The sequence below is a fragment of the Streptomyces apocyni genome (assembly GCF_009739465.1).
Taxonomy (GTDB): Bacteria; Actinomycetota; Actinomycetes; order Streptomycetales; family Streptomycetaceae; genus Streptomyces; species Streptomyces apocyni.
The window spans coordinates 142,466-155,510 of sequence record NZ_WHOM01000076.1 but is presented as its reverse complement, the minus strand read 5'-3'; the positions used below and the strand labels follow the sequence as shown (position 1 = coordinate 155,510).

Below are 13,045 nucleotides of genomic sequence, written 5' to 3'. Positions count from 1 at the left end.
ATGGACTTCCTTCGCCCCGCCAGCTGGGAGGAGGCGCTTGCCGTGAAGGCAGCGCATCCCACGGCTGTGCCGATTGCGGGTGGCACCGATGTGATGGTCGAGATCAACTTTGATCATCGGCGTCCTGAGTACCTGCTGGACCTGAACCGGATCAGTGAGCTCGGTGAGTGGACGGTCGGCGAGGAGAAGGTCGCGCTGGGGCCGTCTGTCCCGTACACGAAGATCATGGAGAATCTGCGCTCTGAGCTGCCGGGGCTGGCGCTGGCGTCGCACACGGTGGCGTCTCCGCAGATCCGTAACCGTGGCGGGGTGGGCGGGAACCTGGGCTGTGCCTCGCCCGCGGGTGACGCGCATCCGGCGCTGCTGGCGTCGGGGGCCGATGTGGAGGTCGAGTCGCAGGCGCGTGGTGCGCGGCTGATCGCGATCGATGACTTCTACAAGGGTGTGAAGCGCAATGCGCTGGAGCCCGACGAGCTGATCAAGGCTGTGCACATTCCGAGGGCGGATGGGCCGCAGCAGTTCTCCAAGGTCGGTACGCGTAACGCGATGGTGATCGCGGTGTGCGCGTTCGGTCTGGCGCTGCATCCGCGGACGCGTTCGGTGCGTACGGGGATCGGTTCGGCGGCGCCGACGCCGGTGCGGGCGACGGCGGCGGAGGAGTTTTTGAACGCGGCGCTGGAGGAGGGTGGCTTCTGGGACAACGGGAAGATCATCACTCCGTCCATCGCGAAGCAGTTCGCCCAGCTGGCGTCCGGGGCCTGTAACCCGATCGACGATGTGCGGGGCAGTGCCAGCTACCGCCGTCACGCGGTGGGTGTGATGGCCCGCCGGACGTTGATGTGGACCTGGGAGTCCTACCGCGGTGGCAATGGCCGCGGCGCTGTCGAAGGAGCTGCGTAACCATGCGCGTCAATTTCACGGTCAATGGCCGTAAGCAGGAAGCCGACGATGTGTGGGAGGGCGAGTCCCTGCTGTACGTGCTGCGTGAGCGGATGGGCCTGCCGGGTTCGAAGAACGCCTGTGAGCAGGGTGAGTGCGGCTCGTGCACGGTGCGTCTGGACGGTGTGCCGGTGTGTTCGTGTCTGGTCGCGGCCGGTCAGGCCGAGGGCCGCGAGGTCGTCACGGTCGAGGGCCTGGCGGACTTCGCCAAACAGCGCGAGCAGGCCGCCCACGCCGGTGGCTGCGCGAGCGGTGCCTGCGGCACCTCTGGCACCTCGGGTACGTCGCTGGACGCGGCTCAGCAGTGGAGCGCGAAGGGCACCGATTCGCAGACCGGTGAGGGCGGTGACCTCTCCCCGATCCAGCAGGCGTTTATCGAGGCGGGTGCCGTGCAGTGTGGTTTCTGTACGCCGGGTCTGCTGGTCGCGGCTGATGAGCTGCTGGAGCGTGAGGCCTCGCCGTCTGACGCGGACATCCGTGAGGCGCTGTCCGGCAACCTCTGCCGGTGCACCGGTTACGAAAAGATCCTGGACGCGGTCCGCCTGGCGGCCGCCCGTCAGGCAGAGACAGTGGAGGCCTCCTGATGAGCAACCAGACTTCTCCCGCCCGCACCCCGCAGGACCTCAACGACGCGATCACCGGCGGCATCGGCGACAGCCCGCTGCGCCCCGACGGCACCCTCAAGGTCACCGGCGAGTTCGCGTACTCCTCGGACCTGTGGGCGGAGGACATGCTCTGGGGCGCGACGCTGCGCAGCCCGCACCCCTACGCGCGGATCAAGTCGATCGACGTCGGCCCCGCGCTCAAGCAGCCCGGCGTGTACGCGGCGCTGACCCACAAGGACGTCCCCGGCGAGAACATCTACGGCCTGAAGATCGCCGACACGCCGGCGCTGGCCGAGGGCTATGTGCGCTACCAGGGCGAGCCCGTCGCCCTGATCGCCGCCGATCACCCGGAGACCGCCCGGCGCGCGATGGAAAAGATCGTCGTCGACTACGAGGTACTCGAGCCGATCACCGACCCGGAGCGGGCCGCGCACGACGACACCCTCCCCAAGCTGCACCCCGAGGGCAACGTGGTGCGCTACCAGCCGGTCATCTGCGGCGACCCGGAGGCCAAGGCCGACGTCGTGGTGTCCGACGTGTACACCCTGGGCATGCAGGACCAGGCGTTCCTCGGCCCCGAGTCCGGTCTGGCCATCCCGGCTGAGGACGGCGGTGTCGACCTGTTCCTCGCCACCCAGCATCTGCACTCCGACCACCGGCAGACGGCACGGGCGCTCGGGCTCCCGGCCGAGAAGGTCCGTTTCACCATGTCCGGTGTCGGCGGTGCCTTCGGCGGCCGCGAGGACCTGTCCATGCAGATCCACGCCTGCATGCTGGCGCTGCACACCGGCAAGCCGGTGAAGATCGTCTACGACCGGTTCGAGTCCTTCTTCGGGCACGTCCACCGGCACCCGGCGAAGATGTACTACGAGCACGGCGCGACCAAGGACGGCAAGCTCGTCTACGTCAAGGCGAAGATGTACTTCGACGGCGGCGCGTACGCCTCGAAGACCCCGGTCGTCGTCGGCAACGCCACCTCGTTGGGCACCGGGCCGTACCAGGTGCCCAACGTCAAGATCGAGGGCTGGGGCCTCTACACGAACAACCCGCCGTGCGGCGCGATGCGTGGCCTCGGTGCCGTACAGCCCGCCTATGCCGTCGAGTCCCAGATGGACAAGCTGGCCAAGGCGCTGGACATGGACCCGGTCGAGCTGCGTCAGCGCAACGCGGTCGAGCAGGGCTACACGATGCACACCGGCCAGGTGCTGGATTCCCCCGCGCCCGTCGCCGAGCTGCTCCAGCGGCTCAAGGACATGCCGTTGCCCCCGGAGAACCGCACCGAACCGGCGGACGTCCGGGACCTGCCGGGCGGCGTATCCAACACCACGCACGGCGAAGGCATGGTCCGCGGTGTGGGCTACAGCGTGATCATCAAGAACGTCTGCTACGCGGAAGGCGCCGACGACTACTCCACGGCGCGGGTGCGTCTGGAGGCCATCGGTGGCGAACCGGTGGCGCTGGTGCACAGCGCGGCGGCCGAGGTCGGCCAGGGCGTGGACACGGTGCAGCAGCAGATCGCCCGCACCGAGCTCGGCGTGGAGCGGGTGACCATTCACCCGAGCGACACCCAGGTCGGCGACGCGGGGTCGAGCTCGGCTTCCCGGCAGACCTACATCACCGGCGGTGCCGTCAAGAACGCGTGTGAAGCGGTCCGCGAGGTGCTCTTCGAGCGGGTCGCCCAGCGTTTCGGCGAGAGCCCGGCGGATCTGTCACTGTCCGGCGGCAAGGTCGTCTCCGCGGTCACCGGTGTCCTCGCCGATCTCGTCGACGTACTCGGTGATGACGCGATCGAGGAGACCAGGGAGTACCACCACCTGCCGACGTACGGGATGGACCCGGAGGCGGGACAAAGCCAGCGGGTGCACGTCCAGCACGCTTACTCCGCGCATCGTGCCGTGGTGGATGTGGACACCGAGTTGGGGCTGGTCAAGGTCGTACAGCTGGACTGTTCGCAGGACGTCGGCAAGGCGGTCAACCCGGACGCCGTCGTCGGGCAGATCCAGGGTGGCTCCACACAGGGCCTCGGCCTTGCCGTGATGGAGGAGATCCAGGTCAAGGACGGCAAGATCCGCAACCCGTCGTTCACCGACTACCTGATCCCGACCATTCTGGATACGCCGCCGATGACGGTGGACGTGATCGAGAAGGCCGACCCGAACTCGCCGTACGGCGTGCGCGGTGTCGGCGAACCGCCCACCATTTCCGCCACCCCGGCGGTCATGAACGCCATCCGCAATGCGACGGGGTTGAGCCTGACTCACGCCCCGGTCAAGCCGGAGCACATCTGCGGCTCCTAGCCGCGCTGACCTCCTGCGAGCCCCCCATCGTCGCCTCGGGTGCGGTGTCCCGTACTTCCGTACGGACAGCGCACCCGGGGAGGCCCCACCGTCTCGGAAAGAAGTGACCATGACCGCACAGGCCGAAGAAACGAATCTCCACGAGCGCGAGCGCGCCTGGATGGACGAGGCGATCAATGTCGCCACCACCAGCGTGAGGAACGGCGGTGGCCCGTTCGGCGCGCTGGTCGTCAAGGACGGTGAGGTCGTCGCGCGGGCGAACAACCAGGTCACCGCGAACCTTGACCCGACGGCGCACGCCGAGGTCAACGCCATGCGGGCCGCCTGCAAGGAGCTGGGCACCTTCTCGCTCGAGGGCTGCGTCCTGATCACGTCGTGCGAGCCGTGCCCGATGTGCCTGTCGTCCGCGCTCTGGGCGCGCGTCGACCGGATCGTCTTCGCCGCCGACCGTGACGACGCCGCGGTGGCTGGTTTCGACGACCGTAAGTTCTACGACCTGTTCGAGAAGCGGCCGCAGTCGATGTGGCCCGCGCAGGTCGAGCACCTGGACCTGCCGAACCGTACGGCGCCGTTCGACGCGTGGCTGGCCAAGACCGACCGTATCGACTACTGAGAACGCGGCGCGCAACACCGAAGGCCAGGTCAGATCTCCTCTGACCTGGCCCTTCTTTTGCCCGCCATCGGAGTGAGGCCGGTGCGTGTCCGACGCTGTCACCTGTCCGCTTTATGCATATTTCCAGCTATGAAGAATGTGCGTACAACACGCCGTGGCAGCAGGACCCGCCGGAGAACCGCCTCGGCCTCGGCGGCCGTGCTCGGGGCGGCCGTACTCGTGGGTCTCTTCGCCTCCTGGGGTTTCGCGGACCCTCTGCCGGGCGGGCTCGGCCCCTGCCTGGGAGACAACTGCCCCGATCCCTACCCCGAGCTCAACAACGGGCCGATCGCCGGGCGGGACAACAACATCAACGTCTTCGTGGGCGGGAACTTCCTCGTCCAGCAGGCAGCCGCCGAGGCCGAGGGCAAGGTGGTCGTACTCGGCGAGTTCGACATGAACAAGAGGCCCGGGGCCTCCCAGGTCTACAACGTGGGAGTCGCGGGTGTGGGTTCCCGGGTTCCCCCGGACAACGGGACGGACTTTCTCTCCGTCGGCGGTGACCTGACCGTCGCGCCCGGTCAGCGGCTGCTCGCCGAGGAGGGCTCGGTCTCCGGAGTCGTACGGTACGGCGGTGACCTCTCCGGCACGGTCATCCCCGCGCCGGTCTCGGACCCCGGCGCGGTGGACTCGTACCAGAGGCTGCGGCTGGACCTCACCGCCGCGAGCCAGTGTTACGCGTACGAGGGCGGGGAGCCCCGGACAGCCACCGGCACCGCGGTCAACAACGGCGACACGACCGTCTTCACCGGCGACGGTTCGTCGGCGATCCAGGTCTTCAACGTGGACTTCGACCTCGCGAGCGGGCGCGGCGGCGCACAGGGGTTCGCCTTCAACGACATCCCGGCGGGCGCCACCGTCCTGGTCAACCTCACGGGCGACACGCGGATGATCAACACGTATATCGCGGGGCTGCCGGACGGGCTGCGCGAGCGGACGCTGTGGAACTTCCCGGACGCGACCACGGTGGAGCTGACGGGCAGTGGGCAGTTCGCGGGCAGCGTGCTGGTGGGCAACGCCGCCAGTACGACGACGGTGACGCTGCCCGGAGTGAACGGGCGCCTCTTCACCACTGGTTCGCTGACGCATACGTCCCCGGTCGGGGGCGGGGGTGGGCAGGAGCTGCACGCCTATCCGTTCAACGGCGACCTGCCTACGTGTGCGGACCCTTCACCGGATCCGTCCCCGGATCCCTCGCCGGACCCGTCGCCGGATCCGTCGCCGGATCCCTCGCCGGATCCGTCCCCGGATCCCTCGCCCGATCCGTCGCCGGACCCGTCGCCTGATCCCTCGCCTGACCCGTCGCCTGACCCGTCGCCGGATCCGTCGCCCGACCCGTCCCCAGACCCGTCCCCCGATCCGTCGCCGGATCCTTCGCCGGATCCGTCGCCAGACCCCTCACCCGACCCGACCCCGGATCCCAGCCCCACCGGAGACACCACGGGTGGCAATACCAGCGGCAGCTCTGGCGGTAACACGGGCGGGAGCTCCGGCGGCAGCTCCGGTGGCAGCACCGGCGGTGGTGAGCTGCCCGACACCGGCGCTGCCGTGTCCACCGATGAGATGGTGCTCGTCGGCGGGCTGGCGACCGCCCTCGTCGCCGCCGGAGGAACGGTCCTCGTCGTGGCGGCGCGACGACGGCGGCGAGAGGCCGCCGAGTAGCCGACCGCGGACGTACCCGGAGGCGGCGGTGCGGGCGGACTTGGCCCCGCCGCCGCCCCGGCCGTCCCGGTCGCCCCCGGCGTCGCTCAATACCATGGACAGGTCGTCATCACAGCCCCCTTCCCCTACCCCTACCCCAGCCCCTTTCGACTTTCGACCTTGCTCGCCCCTACGTCACACCCGGCCAGGACCGTCAGCGCCGAGGAGCGGTCATGCGAGGTAAGCGCCCAGGGAACGGCGGCGGTAGCGGGGGCGGCAGCAGCCGCTGGCCGCTCTTCTTCGGGAACCTGCCGCGCCCGGAGCGCAACATCGTCCTGGACACCCTGCGGGCCGAGACAGTCGGCGGGATGCTCCTGCTCGTCGCCGCCGCTGCCGCACTCCTCTGGGCCAACTCACCGTGGGACGCCTCCTACGACACGGTCCGCAGCACCCACTTCGGCTTCGGGCCACTGGACCTGTCCGTACGCAAATGGGCAGCGGACGGCCTGCTGGCGATCTTCTTCTTCGTCGCGGGCGCCGAACTCAAGCGCGAGCTGGTGGTCGGCGAACTGAGCAGTGCGGCACGGGCGGTGCTGCCCGTGGTCGCGGCGGTCAGCGGCATGGTGATCCCCGCGCTCGTGTACGGGGTCGTGGCCACGTCAGGCGGCGGCACCTGGAACGGCTGGGCCATTCCCATGGCCACCGACATTGCCTTCGCCCTCGGTGTGCTGGCCGTGGTCAACACCCATCTGCCCTCCGCGCTGCGGGCCTTTCTGCTCACCCTCGCGATCGTCGACGACCTGGGCGCGATCATCGTCATCGCGCTCTTCTTCACGTCGTCGATCAATCTGGCGGCGCTCGGCGGGGCCGTACTGGGCCTCGGCCTCTTCTTCTGGATGCACCACGTCAAGCGCGTCAAGGGCTGGTACTGGTATCTGCCGCTCGCCTTCGCCATCTGGGCGCTGATGTACACCAGCGGCGTCCACGCCACCGTCGCCGGAGTCGCGCTCGGTCTGCTGCTCCGGGTCACCAAGAGCGGCTCCCACGACCCACACCAGAAGGGAACGGCCGAGCACATCGTGCACCTCACCCGCCCGATCTCGGCGGGGATCGCGGTCCCGTTGTTCGCCCTCTTCGCCGCCGGCGTGCCGGTCTCGGCCAGTACGCTGACCGACGTCATGGGAAGCCCCGAGCCCCTCGGCGTGGCGCTCGGTCTGGCGCTTGGCAAGACCGTGGGCATCTTCGGCGGTACGTATCTGGCCGCGCGCTTCACCCGTGCCCAGATCAACCCCGATCTGGCCTGGGCGGACGTACTGGCTCTGTCGATACTCGGCGGCGTGGGCTTCACGGTGTCCCTGCTGATCGCGGAGCTGGCCTACCCCGATCCGGCGCAACTCGAGGTCATCAAGGCGGCTGTCCTGCTCGGCTCGCTCGCGGCCGCGGTGGGCGCCTCCGTACTGCTGAGGTTGCGGAATGCCAAATACCGCAGGCTGGACGACGACTGACGGGGGCGCTGACCTACGCTCGATCGTCCACCCCCGCGTTGAGCACGGAAGGCGAGCGACCGACAGATGAGCGAGATATGCGTCATTGGCGGCAGCCGGTACTTCGGTAAGCGCCTGATTCGGCAGTTGTACGACGCCGGGCACCAGGTCAGCGTCGTCAATCGCGGCTCCACCGCGCCGCCCCCGGGCGTCACCCACCTCGTCGCCGACCGGAACGACGAGGCGGCCCTTGCCACAGCGATCGGCTCCCGCACCTTCGACGTGGTGCTGGACCAGGTCTGCTACACGCCGGTCCAGGCGGCGATCGCCGCCCGCGTGTTCGGTGGGCGGGCCGGGCGCTACGTCATGACCTCCACGATCGAGGTGTACGACCCCGCGACCCTCACCGAGCCCGCCGCCGCGGGTGCCGTACGGCCCACCGCCGTGGACGCGCCGGTGCCGGAGACGATGGTGGACCCGCTGAGCTGGCCGGTACGGAGTGAACTCCCCTGGACTGACGAGAACTTCCTCGCGGCCCACTACGCCGAGGGCAAGCGTCAGTCGGAGGCGGTGTTCGCGCGCGAGAGCGGGCTGCCGTTCGTCTCCGTACGGAGCACCCATGTCCTGGGCGGCGGGGCCGAGGAGTTCACCGGCCGACTGGACCACTACGTACAGCGCGTCCTGAAGGGTGAGGAGATCGCCGTGCACGCCGAGACCGTGCCGACGGTCTTCACACACCACCGGGAGATCGCCGACGTACTCCAGTGGGCGGCGGGCGCGGAGTTCACCGGGCCGGTCAACGCCTGCTCGCATGGACCGGTCGAGGTGCGGGAGCTGTGCGAACTGATCGCCGGGCAGGTGGGCCGGGAGCCGGTCTACCGGATCGATGGTGCGAACGCCTCGCCGTTCTCGTACGACCGGCACTACGCGATGAGCAACGCGCGCGGCGAGGAGCTGGGGTTCAGCTTCTCGCACACGGCGGACTGGCTGCCGGAGGCCGTCGCCGAGGCGCTTGCCGCGTAATCCGTTTCGTTTTCCGTGTTCCTTTCCTTTCCCGTGTTCCTTTCCCGTGTTCGTTTTCCGTGACGTTGAGGAGTGACATTCGTGCAGTACCGCCGCATCGGCTCCACCGCTGTCAGCGTGATCGGCCTCGGCGCCATGCCCCTGTCCATCGAGGGCCGCCCGGCCGAGGACCGGTCCTTCGCCACCGTGCACGCGGCGCTGGACGCCGGGGTGACGCTGATCGACACCGCCGACTCGTACCACTGGCACGCGGACGAGGTGGGCCACAACGAACAGCTCATCGCCCGCGCGCTGGCCACGTACGGCGGTGACACCTCCGGGGTGCTCGTCGCGACCAAGGGCGGCCGGGGGCGCCCCGGCGACGGCACCTGGACGGTGAACGGCACCCCCGAGCACCTGAAGCGCGCCTGCCACGCCTCGCTGAAGCGCCTCGGCACCGACGCGATCGGGCTGTACCAACTCCACAAGCCGGACCCGCAGGTGCCCTGGGCCGAGTCCCTGGGCGCGCTGAGCGACCTGCTGGCCGAGGGCAGCATCCGCGCGGCCGGGATCTCGAACGTGGACACGGCGCAGATCCGCGAGGCGCACGCCCTCCTGGGCGACGGTCTCGTCTCCGTGCAGAACCGCTTCTCGCCCGAGGTCCAAGACAGCGAGCCCGAACTGCGGCTCTGCGCCGAGCTCGGGATCGCCTTCCTGCCCTGGAGCCCGCTCGGCGGGATCTCCCGCAGTTCCCTCGACGGCCCGTCCGCACTCGACGGGTCACGGGCGCCCGCGTACGCCGCCTTCCACGAGGTCGCACGGGAGCGCCGGGTCACCCCGCAGCAGGTGTGCCTGGCCTGGCTGCTGGCGCTCGCGCCGGTGGTCGTACCGATCCCCGGGTCGAGCCGCCCGGAGACGGTACGGGCCTCGGCGGAGGCGGCCGACCTGCGGCTCACGGAGGCGGAGGTCGCCCGCCTGACGCGGAGCACCGTGCGGTAGGGGTAGGGGTAGGGGTGGGCGGGTATCGGCCCGGCCCGCGGTGTGTCACCATCCCCGCATGTCATACGCGGATCGCTACATCGCCGAGGACGAGGAACTGCTGCACGCCACACGGCAGCACTGGACCGAAATGGTCGGGGAGTTCATCGTCCTGGTGCTCATCTGGATCGTCGCCGGCGCGCTGTTGTGGGTGCTGCCGCGCGACGAGGACTGGGGCACGTACGCCTCGTACGTGGTGCTCGGCGCGGCCGGGGTCGCCTCGGTGTGGTTCTGGCTGATCCCGCTGCTGAAGTGGCGCAGCACGCTGTACCTCCTGACCACCAAGCGCGTGTACCAGCGCAGCGGCTTCCTGACGAAGACGGGGCGCAGCATCCCGCTCGCCCGCGTGAACGACGTGTCGTTCCGCGCCACGTTGTGGGAGCGGATACTGCGTGAGGGGACGCTCAACGTCCAGTCCGCCTCCGAGCAGGGGATGCTCACGCTGAAGCATGTGCCGGACCCGGAAGGTCTGAAGAACATGATCCACCGGGCGGTCGAGGAAGAGCAGAACCGCCAGCGCATGGGCGGTATGGGCGGCATGGGTGGTCAGCCGATGGGTGGACCCGGCGGGATGATGCCGCCGCCTCCGATGGGCTGACGCGGCCTGCCCCGTCACTTGGCGTCGGCGTAGCACTCCACCACGGCCGTGGTGAACGGAAACCGCGCCGGTGTCTCGCCGAAGGTGAGGCGACCGGCGAGCTCCGAGGCCTCGTGGATGGCGGTGACCACGCGGTCCGCCTCATCGGCCGGGCAGTGCACGATCACCTCGTCGTGCTGGAAGAAGACCAGTTCGGCGGAGAGGTCGGCGGTGGCCTGGCGGAGCGCGGCGAGCATCAGCAGGGCCCAGTCGGACGCGCTGCCCTGGACGACGAAGTTGCGGGTGAAGCGGCCGCGGGCGCGGGTGTTGGTGGAGGCGTAGCCCGGCACCCAGGCGTCCTCGCGCTCCGGCTCCGTGGCCGCCTCCGGTTCCTGGGGGAGGCCCGCCTCGTCGTCCGCCCCTTCGCCTACGGCGGGTGGGCAGGTGCGCCCCAGCCAGGTGCGCACCAGGCGGCCCTCCTCACCCGCGCGGGCCGCGTCGTCGACGTAGGCCACGGCCTGGGGGAAGCGGCGGCGCAGCAGGGCCAGGTTCTTCAGGCCGTCGCCCGAGGTCTGGCCGTAGACCGCGCCGAGCACCGCCAGCTTCGCCATCTCGCGGTCGCCGGAGAACGCCCGGTCCGACACCGCCTGGTACAGGTCGTCGGACCGGCCCGCGACCTCCATCAGGCCCGGGTCGCGGGAGATCGCGGCGAGCACGCGTGGCTCCAGCTGGTCGGCATCCGCGACGACCAGCCGCCACCCCGGGTCGGCGACCACGGCGCGCCGGATGACCTTGGGGATCTGGAGCGCTCCGCCGCCGTTGGTCACCCAGCGCCCGGTGACCGTGCCGCCGGGGAGGTACTCCGGGCGGAAGCGACCGTCGCGAACCCAGTCCTGGAGCCAGGACCAGCCGTGCGCCACCCAGACGCGGTACAGCTTCTTGTACGCGAGCAGCGGCGGCACGGCGGGGTGGTCGATGCCCTCGATCTCCCAGCGGCGGGTGGAGCTGACCTTGATGCCCGCCTGGCCGAAGGCCTTCACCACGTCCGCGGGCAGATCGGGCCGTACGCGGCGCCCGAAGGCCGCCGACACCTCGTCCGCGAGCTCGGCCAGCCGACGTGGCTCGCCGCCGCCCGCGTACCGCTCGCCGAGTAGCTCGCGCAGCACCTCGCGGTGGACGTCGGCGCGCCAGGGCAGGCCCGCTTCGTTCATCTCGGCGGCGATCAGCATCCCCGCCGACTCGGTCGCGGTGAGCAGCCGCATCCGGTCGGGGTGCGCGGTCGCCTCGTACCGCCGCAGTTGGTCCGCGTACACCTCCAGGAGTCCGTCCAGCGGCAGCTGTACGGGGCCCGGCTCGAAGAGCGACGACTGGGCGCCGGGCGCGGCCGCGCGCTGCGGCGGATCGGGCGGTACGGGCCGGTGGTGCAGCCGCGCCCAGGCGGCGGCAGCGGAGCGGGGCTCGCCGAGTCGCCCCTCGTGGCCGAGCAGCAGCAGCTCGGCGTCCTCGATGTCGTAGCAGCGCTCGACCCGCACTCCGGCAGCGAGCAGCCGCGGATAGATCTCCGCCGTCGACCGCCACACCCACCGCGTCACGTCAGGGCGGGCCCGCACCGCCGCCACCAGGTCCGGCTCCTTGATCACATCGCCCGCGGCCCCGCCCTCCCGGTCGAGCGGCACCAGGAGTGCCCCGCCGCCCTCATCGCCGGAGATCGCCCACCGCGTACTCATGGATCGAGTCTGGCACCCGCCACTGACAGTCAGCCGGTGACAGCCAGCGGAACCCGGCGCACGGAGAGATAGTGGCAAGGGAGGCCGGGAGGCCGGGAGGCCAGGACGGGGGACGACGGGGGACGACGGGGGACGACGGAGGAGTCCGCGATGGAAGCGATCGTCTACGAGAAGTTCGGCGGCCCTGGAGTCCTGCGGCTCGCAGACGTCGATGAGCCGCATCCGGGGCCTGGCCAGGTACGCCTGAGGGTTCAGGCCGCGGGCGTGAACCCCATCGACTACAAGATCCGCTATGGCTGGCTGGAGGGGGTCGTTCCCACGACGTTCCCGGCGACGCCCGGCATCGAGGCGGCCGGGGTGGTCGACGAGGTCGGCCACGGCGTCACCGAGCTCAAGGGCGGGGACGAGGTGCTCGGCTGGACCGACACCGGTGCCTACGCCGAGTGCGCGCTGGCCACGGTGGTGGCCGTCAAGCCGCCCGAACTGGGCTGGGAGGAGGCCGCGGCGCTCCCGGTGGCCACCGAGACGGCACAGCGCGTCCTGGACCTGCTGGCCGTGGGAGCGGGGGAGACGTTGCTGCTGCACGGGGCGGCGGGCGCGGTCGGCACGGCGGGGGTGCAACTGGCGGTGGCCCGGGGTGCGCGGGTCATCGGCACGGCGTCCCCGGCGAACCACGACTACCTGCGCGTCCTGGGCGCGGTGCCGGTCCGTTACGGCGACGGCCTGGCCTCCCGGGTCCGCGAGGTGTCCCCCGAGGGGGTCGACGCGGTCTTCGACGCTGCGGGGCGAGGCGCGCTGCCGGACTCCATCGCCCTGCGCGGCGGCACCACCGACCGCATCATCACCATCGCCGACCCGAACGCGCCCGACTTCGGCGTCACCCTCTTGCACGGTGGCAGCCATCACGCGACGGCGCTCGCCCGGCACGCGGCGCTCGCGGCGCGGGGCACGCTGCGGGTTCCGGTCGCGGGGCGGTTCCCGCTCGCCGACGCCGCGAAGGCGATGGAGGTCAGCGAGGGGGGCCACGTACGGGGCAAGCTGGTGCTGCTTCCGTGAACCGTTCCCTCCCTAAAGCGTGAACCC

The 13,045-nt window shown here is 70.4% G+C and carries 11 protein-coding genes; 10 read left to right on the top strand and 1 reads right to left on the bottom strand.

Annotation, left to right across the window (positions count from 1 at the left end):
• The 9 genes from GCN81_RS28230 to GCN81_RS28190 all read left to right on the top strand — a co-directional run.
• Positions 1–900: FAD binding domain-containing protein (locus GCN81_RS28230; RefSeq protein ID WP_156725394.1), on the top strand; the 900-nt coding region annotated here is incomplete at its 5' end.
• Positions 901–902: 2 nt separating this feature from the next.
• Entirely contained in the window at positions 903–1,523 is a 621-nt protein-coding gene (locus GCN81_RS28225) for a (2Fe-2S)-binding protein (RefSeq protein ID WP_156727411.1), read from the top strand.
• Complete coding sequence (gene pucD / locus GCN81_RS28220) at positions 1,523–3,841, top strand: xanthine dehydrogenase subunit D (RefSeq protein WP_156727410.1); 2,319 nt, start codon at positions 1,523–1,525, stop codon at positions 3,839–3,841. Before GCN81_RS28225 ends, pucD begins: the two co-directional genes overlap by 1 nt.
• Positions 3,842–3,950: 109 nt before the next feature.
• Positions 3,951–4,454, top strand: a complete 504-nt coding sequence (locus GCN81_RS28215; protein WP_156727409.1) for a nucleoside deaminase — start codon at positions 3,951–3,953, stop codon at positions 4,452–4,454.
• A gap of 129 nt (positions 4,455–4,583) precedes the next feature.
• Positions 4,584–6,155, top strand: a complete 1,572-nt coding sequence (locus GCN81_RS28210) for a choice-of-anchor A family protein (protein WP_156727408.1) — start codon at positions 4,584–4,586, stop codon at positions 6,153–6,155.
• A 212-nt stretch (positions 6,156–6,367) separates the two neighbouring features.
• Positions 6,368–7,639, top strand: a complete 1,272-nt coding sequence (gene nhaA / locus GCN81_RS28205; RefSeq protein ID WP_156727407.1) for a Na+/H+ antiporter NhaA — start codon at positions 6,368–6,370, stop codon at positions 7,637–7,639.
• A gap of 66 nt (positions 7,640–7,705) precedes the next feature.
• Entirely contained in the window at positions 7,706–8,641 is a 936-nt protein-coding gene (locus GCN81_RS28200; RefSeq protein ID WP_156727406.1) for an NAD-dependent epimerase/dehydratase family protein, read from the top strand.
• Positions 8,642–8,722: 81 nt separating this feature from the next.
• On the top strand, positions 8,723–9,619 hold the full coding sequence (locus tag GCN81_RS28195) for an aldo/keto reductase (protein ID WP_156727405.1): 897 nt from the start codon (positions 8,723–8,725) through the stop codon (positions 9,617–9,619).
• 58 nt (positions 9,620–9,677) lie between these two features.
• Entirely contained in the window at positions 9,678–10,256 is a 579-nt protein-coding gene (locus tag GCN81_RS28190; RefSeq protein WP_156727404.1) for a PH domain-containing protein, read from the top strand.
• 14 nt (positions 10,257–10,270) lie between these two features.
• Here the strand turns inward: GCN81_RS28190 and GCN81_RS28185 are convergent, their stop codons facing one another.
• Positions 10,271–11,962 carry a bifunctional 3'-5' exonuclease/DNA polymerase gene (locus GCN81_RS28185; protein WP_156727403.1) on the bottom strand — a complete coding sequence of 564 codons (1,692 nt, stop codon included), beginning with the start codon at positions 11,960–11,962 and terminating at the stop codon, positions 10,271–10,273.
• Between the two features lie 150 nt (positions 11,963–12,112).
• On the opposite strand from GCN81_RS28185, the gene GCN81_RS28180 reads away from it, so the two are divergent.
• Positions 12,113–13,018 carry an NADP-dependent oxidoreductase gene (locus GCN81_RS28180; RefSeq protein WP_156727402.1) on the top strand — a complete coding sequence of 302 codons (906 nt, stop codon included), beginning with the start codon at positions 12,113–12,115 and terminating at the stop codon, positions 13,016–13,018.
• Positions 13,019–13,045: the final 27 nt, after the last annotated feature.

Bases quoted from the DNA above. Each gene is read 5' to 3' on its own strand.
- GCN81_RS28225 (WP_156727411.1), top strand. From the start codon at position 903: ATGCGCGTCAATTTCACGGTCAATGGCCGTAAGCAGGAAGCCGACGAT.
- pucD (WP_156727410.1), top strand. From the start codon at position 1,523: ATGAGCAACCAGACTTCTCCCGCCCGCACCCCGCAGGACCTCAACGAC.
- GCN81_RS28215 (WP_156727409.1), top strand. From the start codon at position 3,951: ATGACCGCACAGGCCGAAGAAACGAATCTCCACGAGCGCGAGCGCGCC.
- GCN81_RS28210 (WP_156727408.1), top strand. From the start codon at position 4,584: ATGAAGAATGTGCGTACAACACGCCGTGGCAGCAGGACCCGCCGGAGA.
- nhaA (WP_156727407.1), top strand. From the start codon at position 6,368: ATGCGAGGTAAGCGCCCAGGGAACGGCGGCGGTAGCGGGGGCGGCAGC.
- GCN81_RS28200 (WP_156727406.1), top strand. From the start codon at position 7,706: ATGAGCGAGATATGCGTCATTGGCGGCAGCCGGTACTTCGGTAAGCGC.
- GCN81_RS28190 (WP_156727404.1), top strand. From the start codon at position 9,678: ATGTCATACGCGGATCGCTACATCGCCGAGGACGAGGAACTGCTGCAC.
- GCN81_RS28185 (WP_156727403.1), bottom strand. From the start codon at position 11,962: ATGAGTACGCGGTGGGCGATCTCCGGCGATGAGGGCGGCGGGGCACTC.
- GCN81_RS28180 (WP_156727402.1), top strand. From the start codon at position 12,113: ATGGAAGCGATCGTCTACGAGAAGTTCGGCGGCCCTGGAGTCCTGCGG.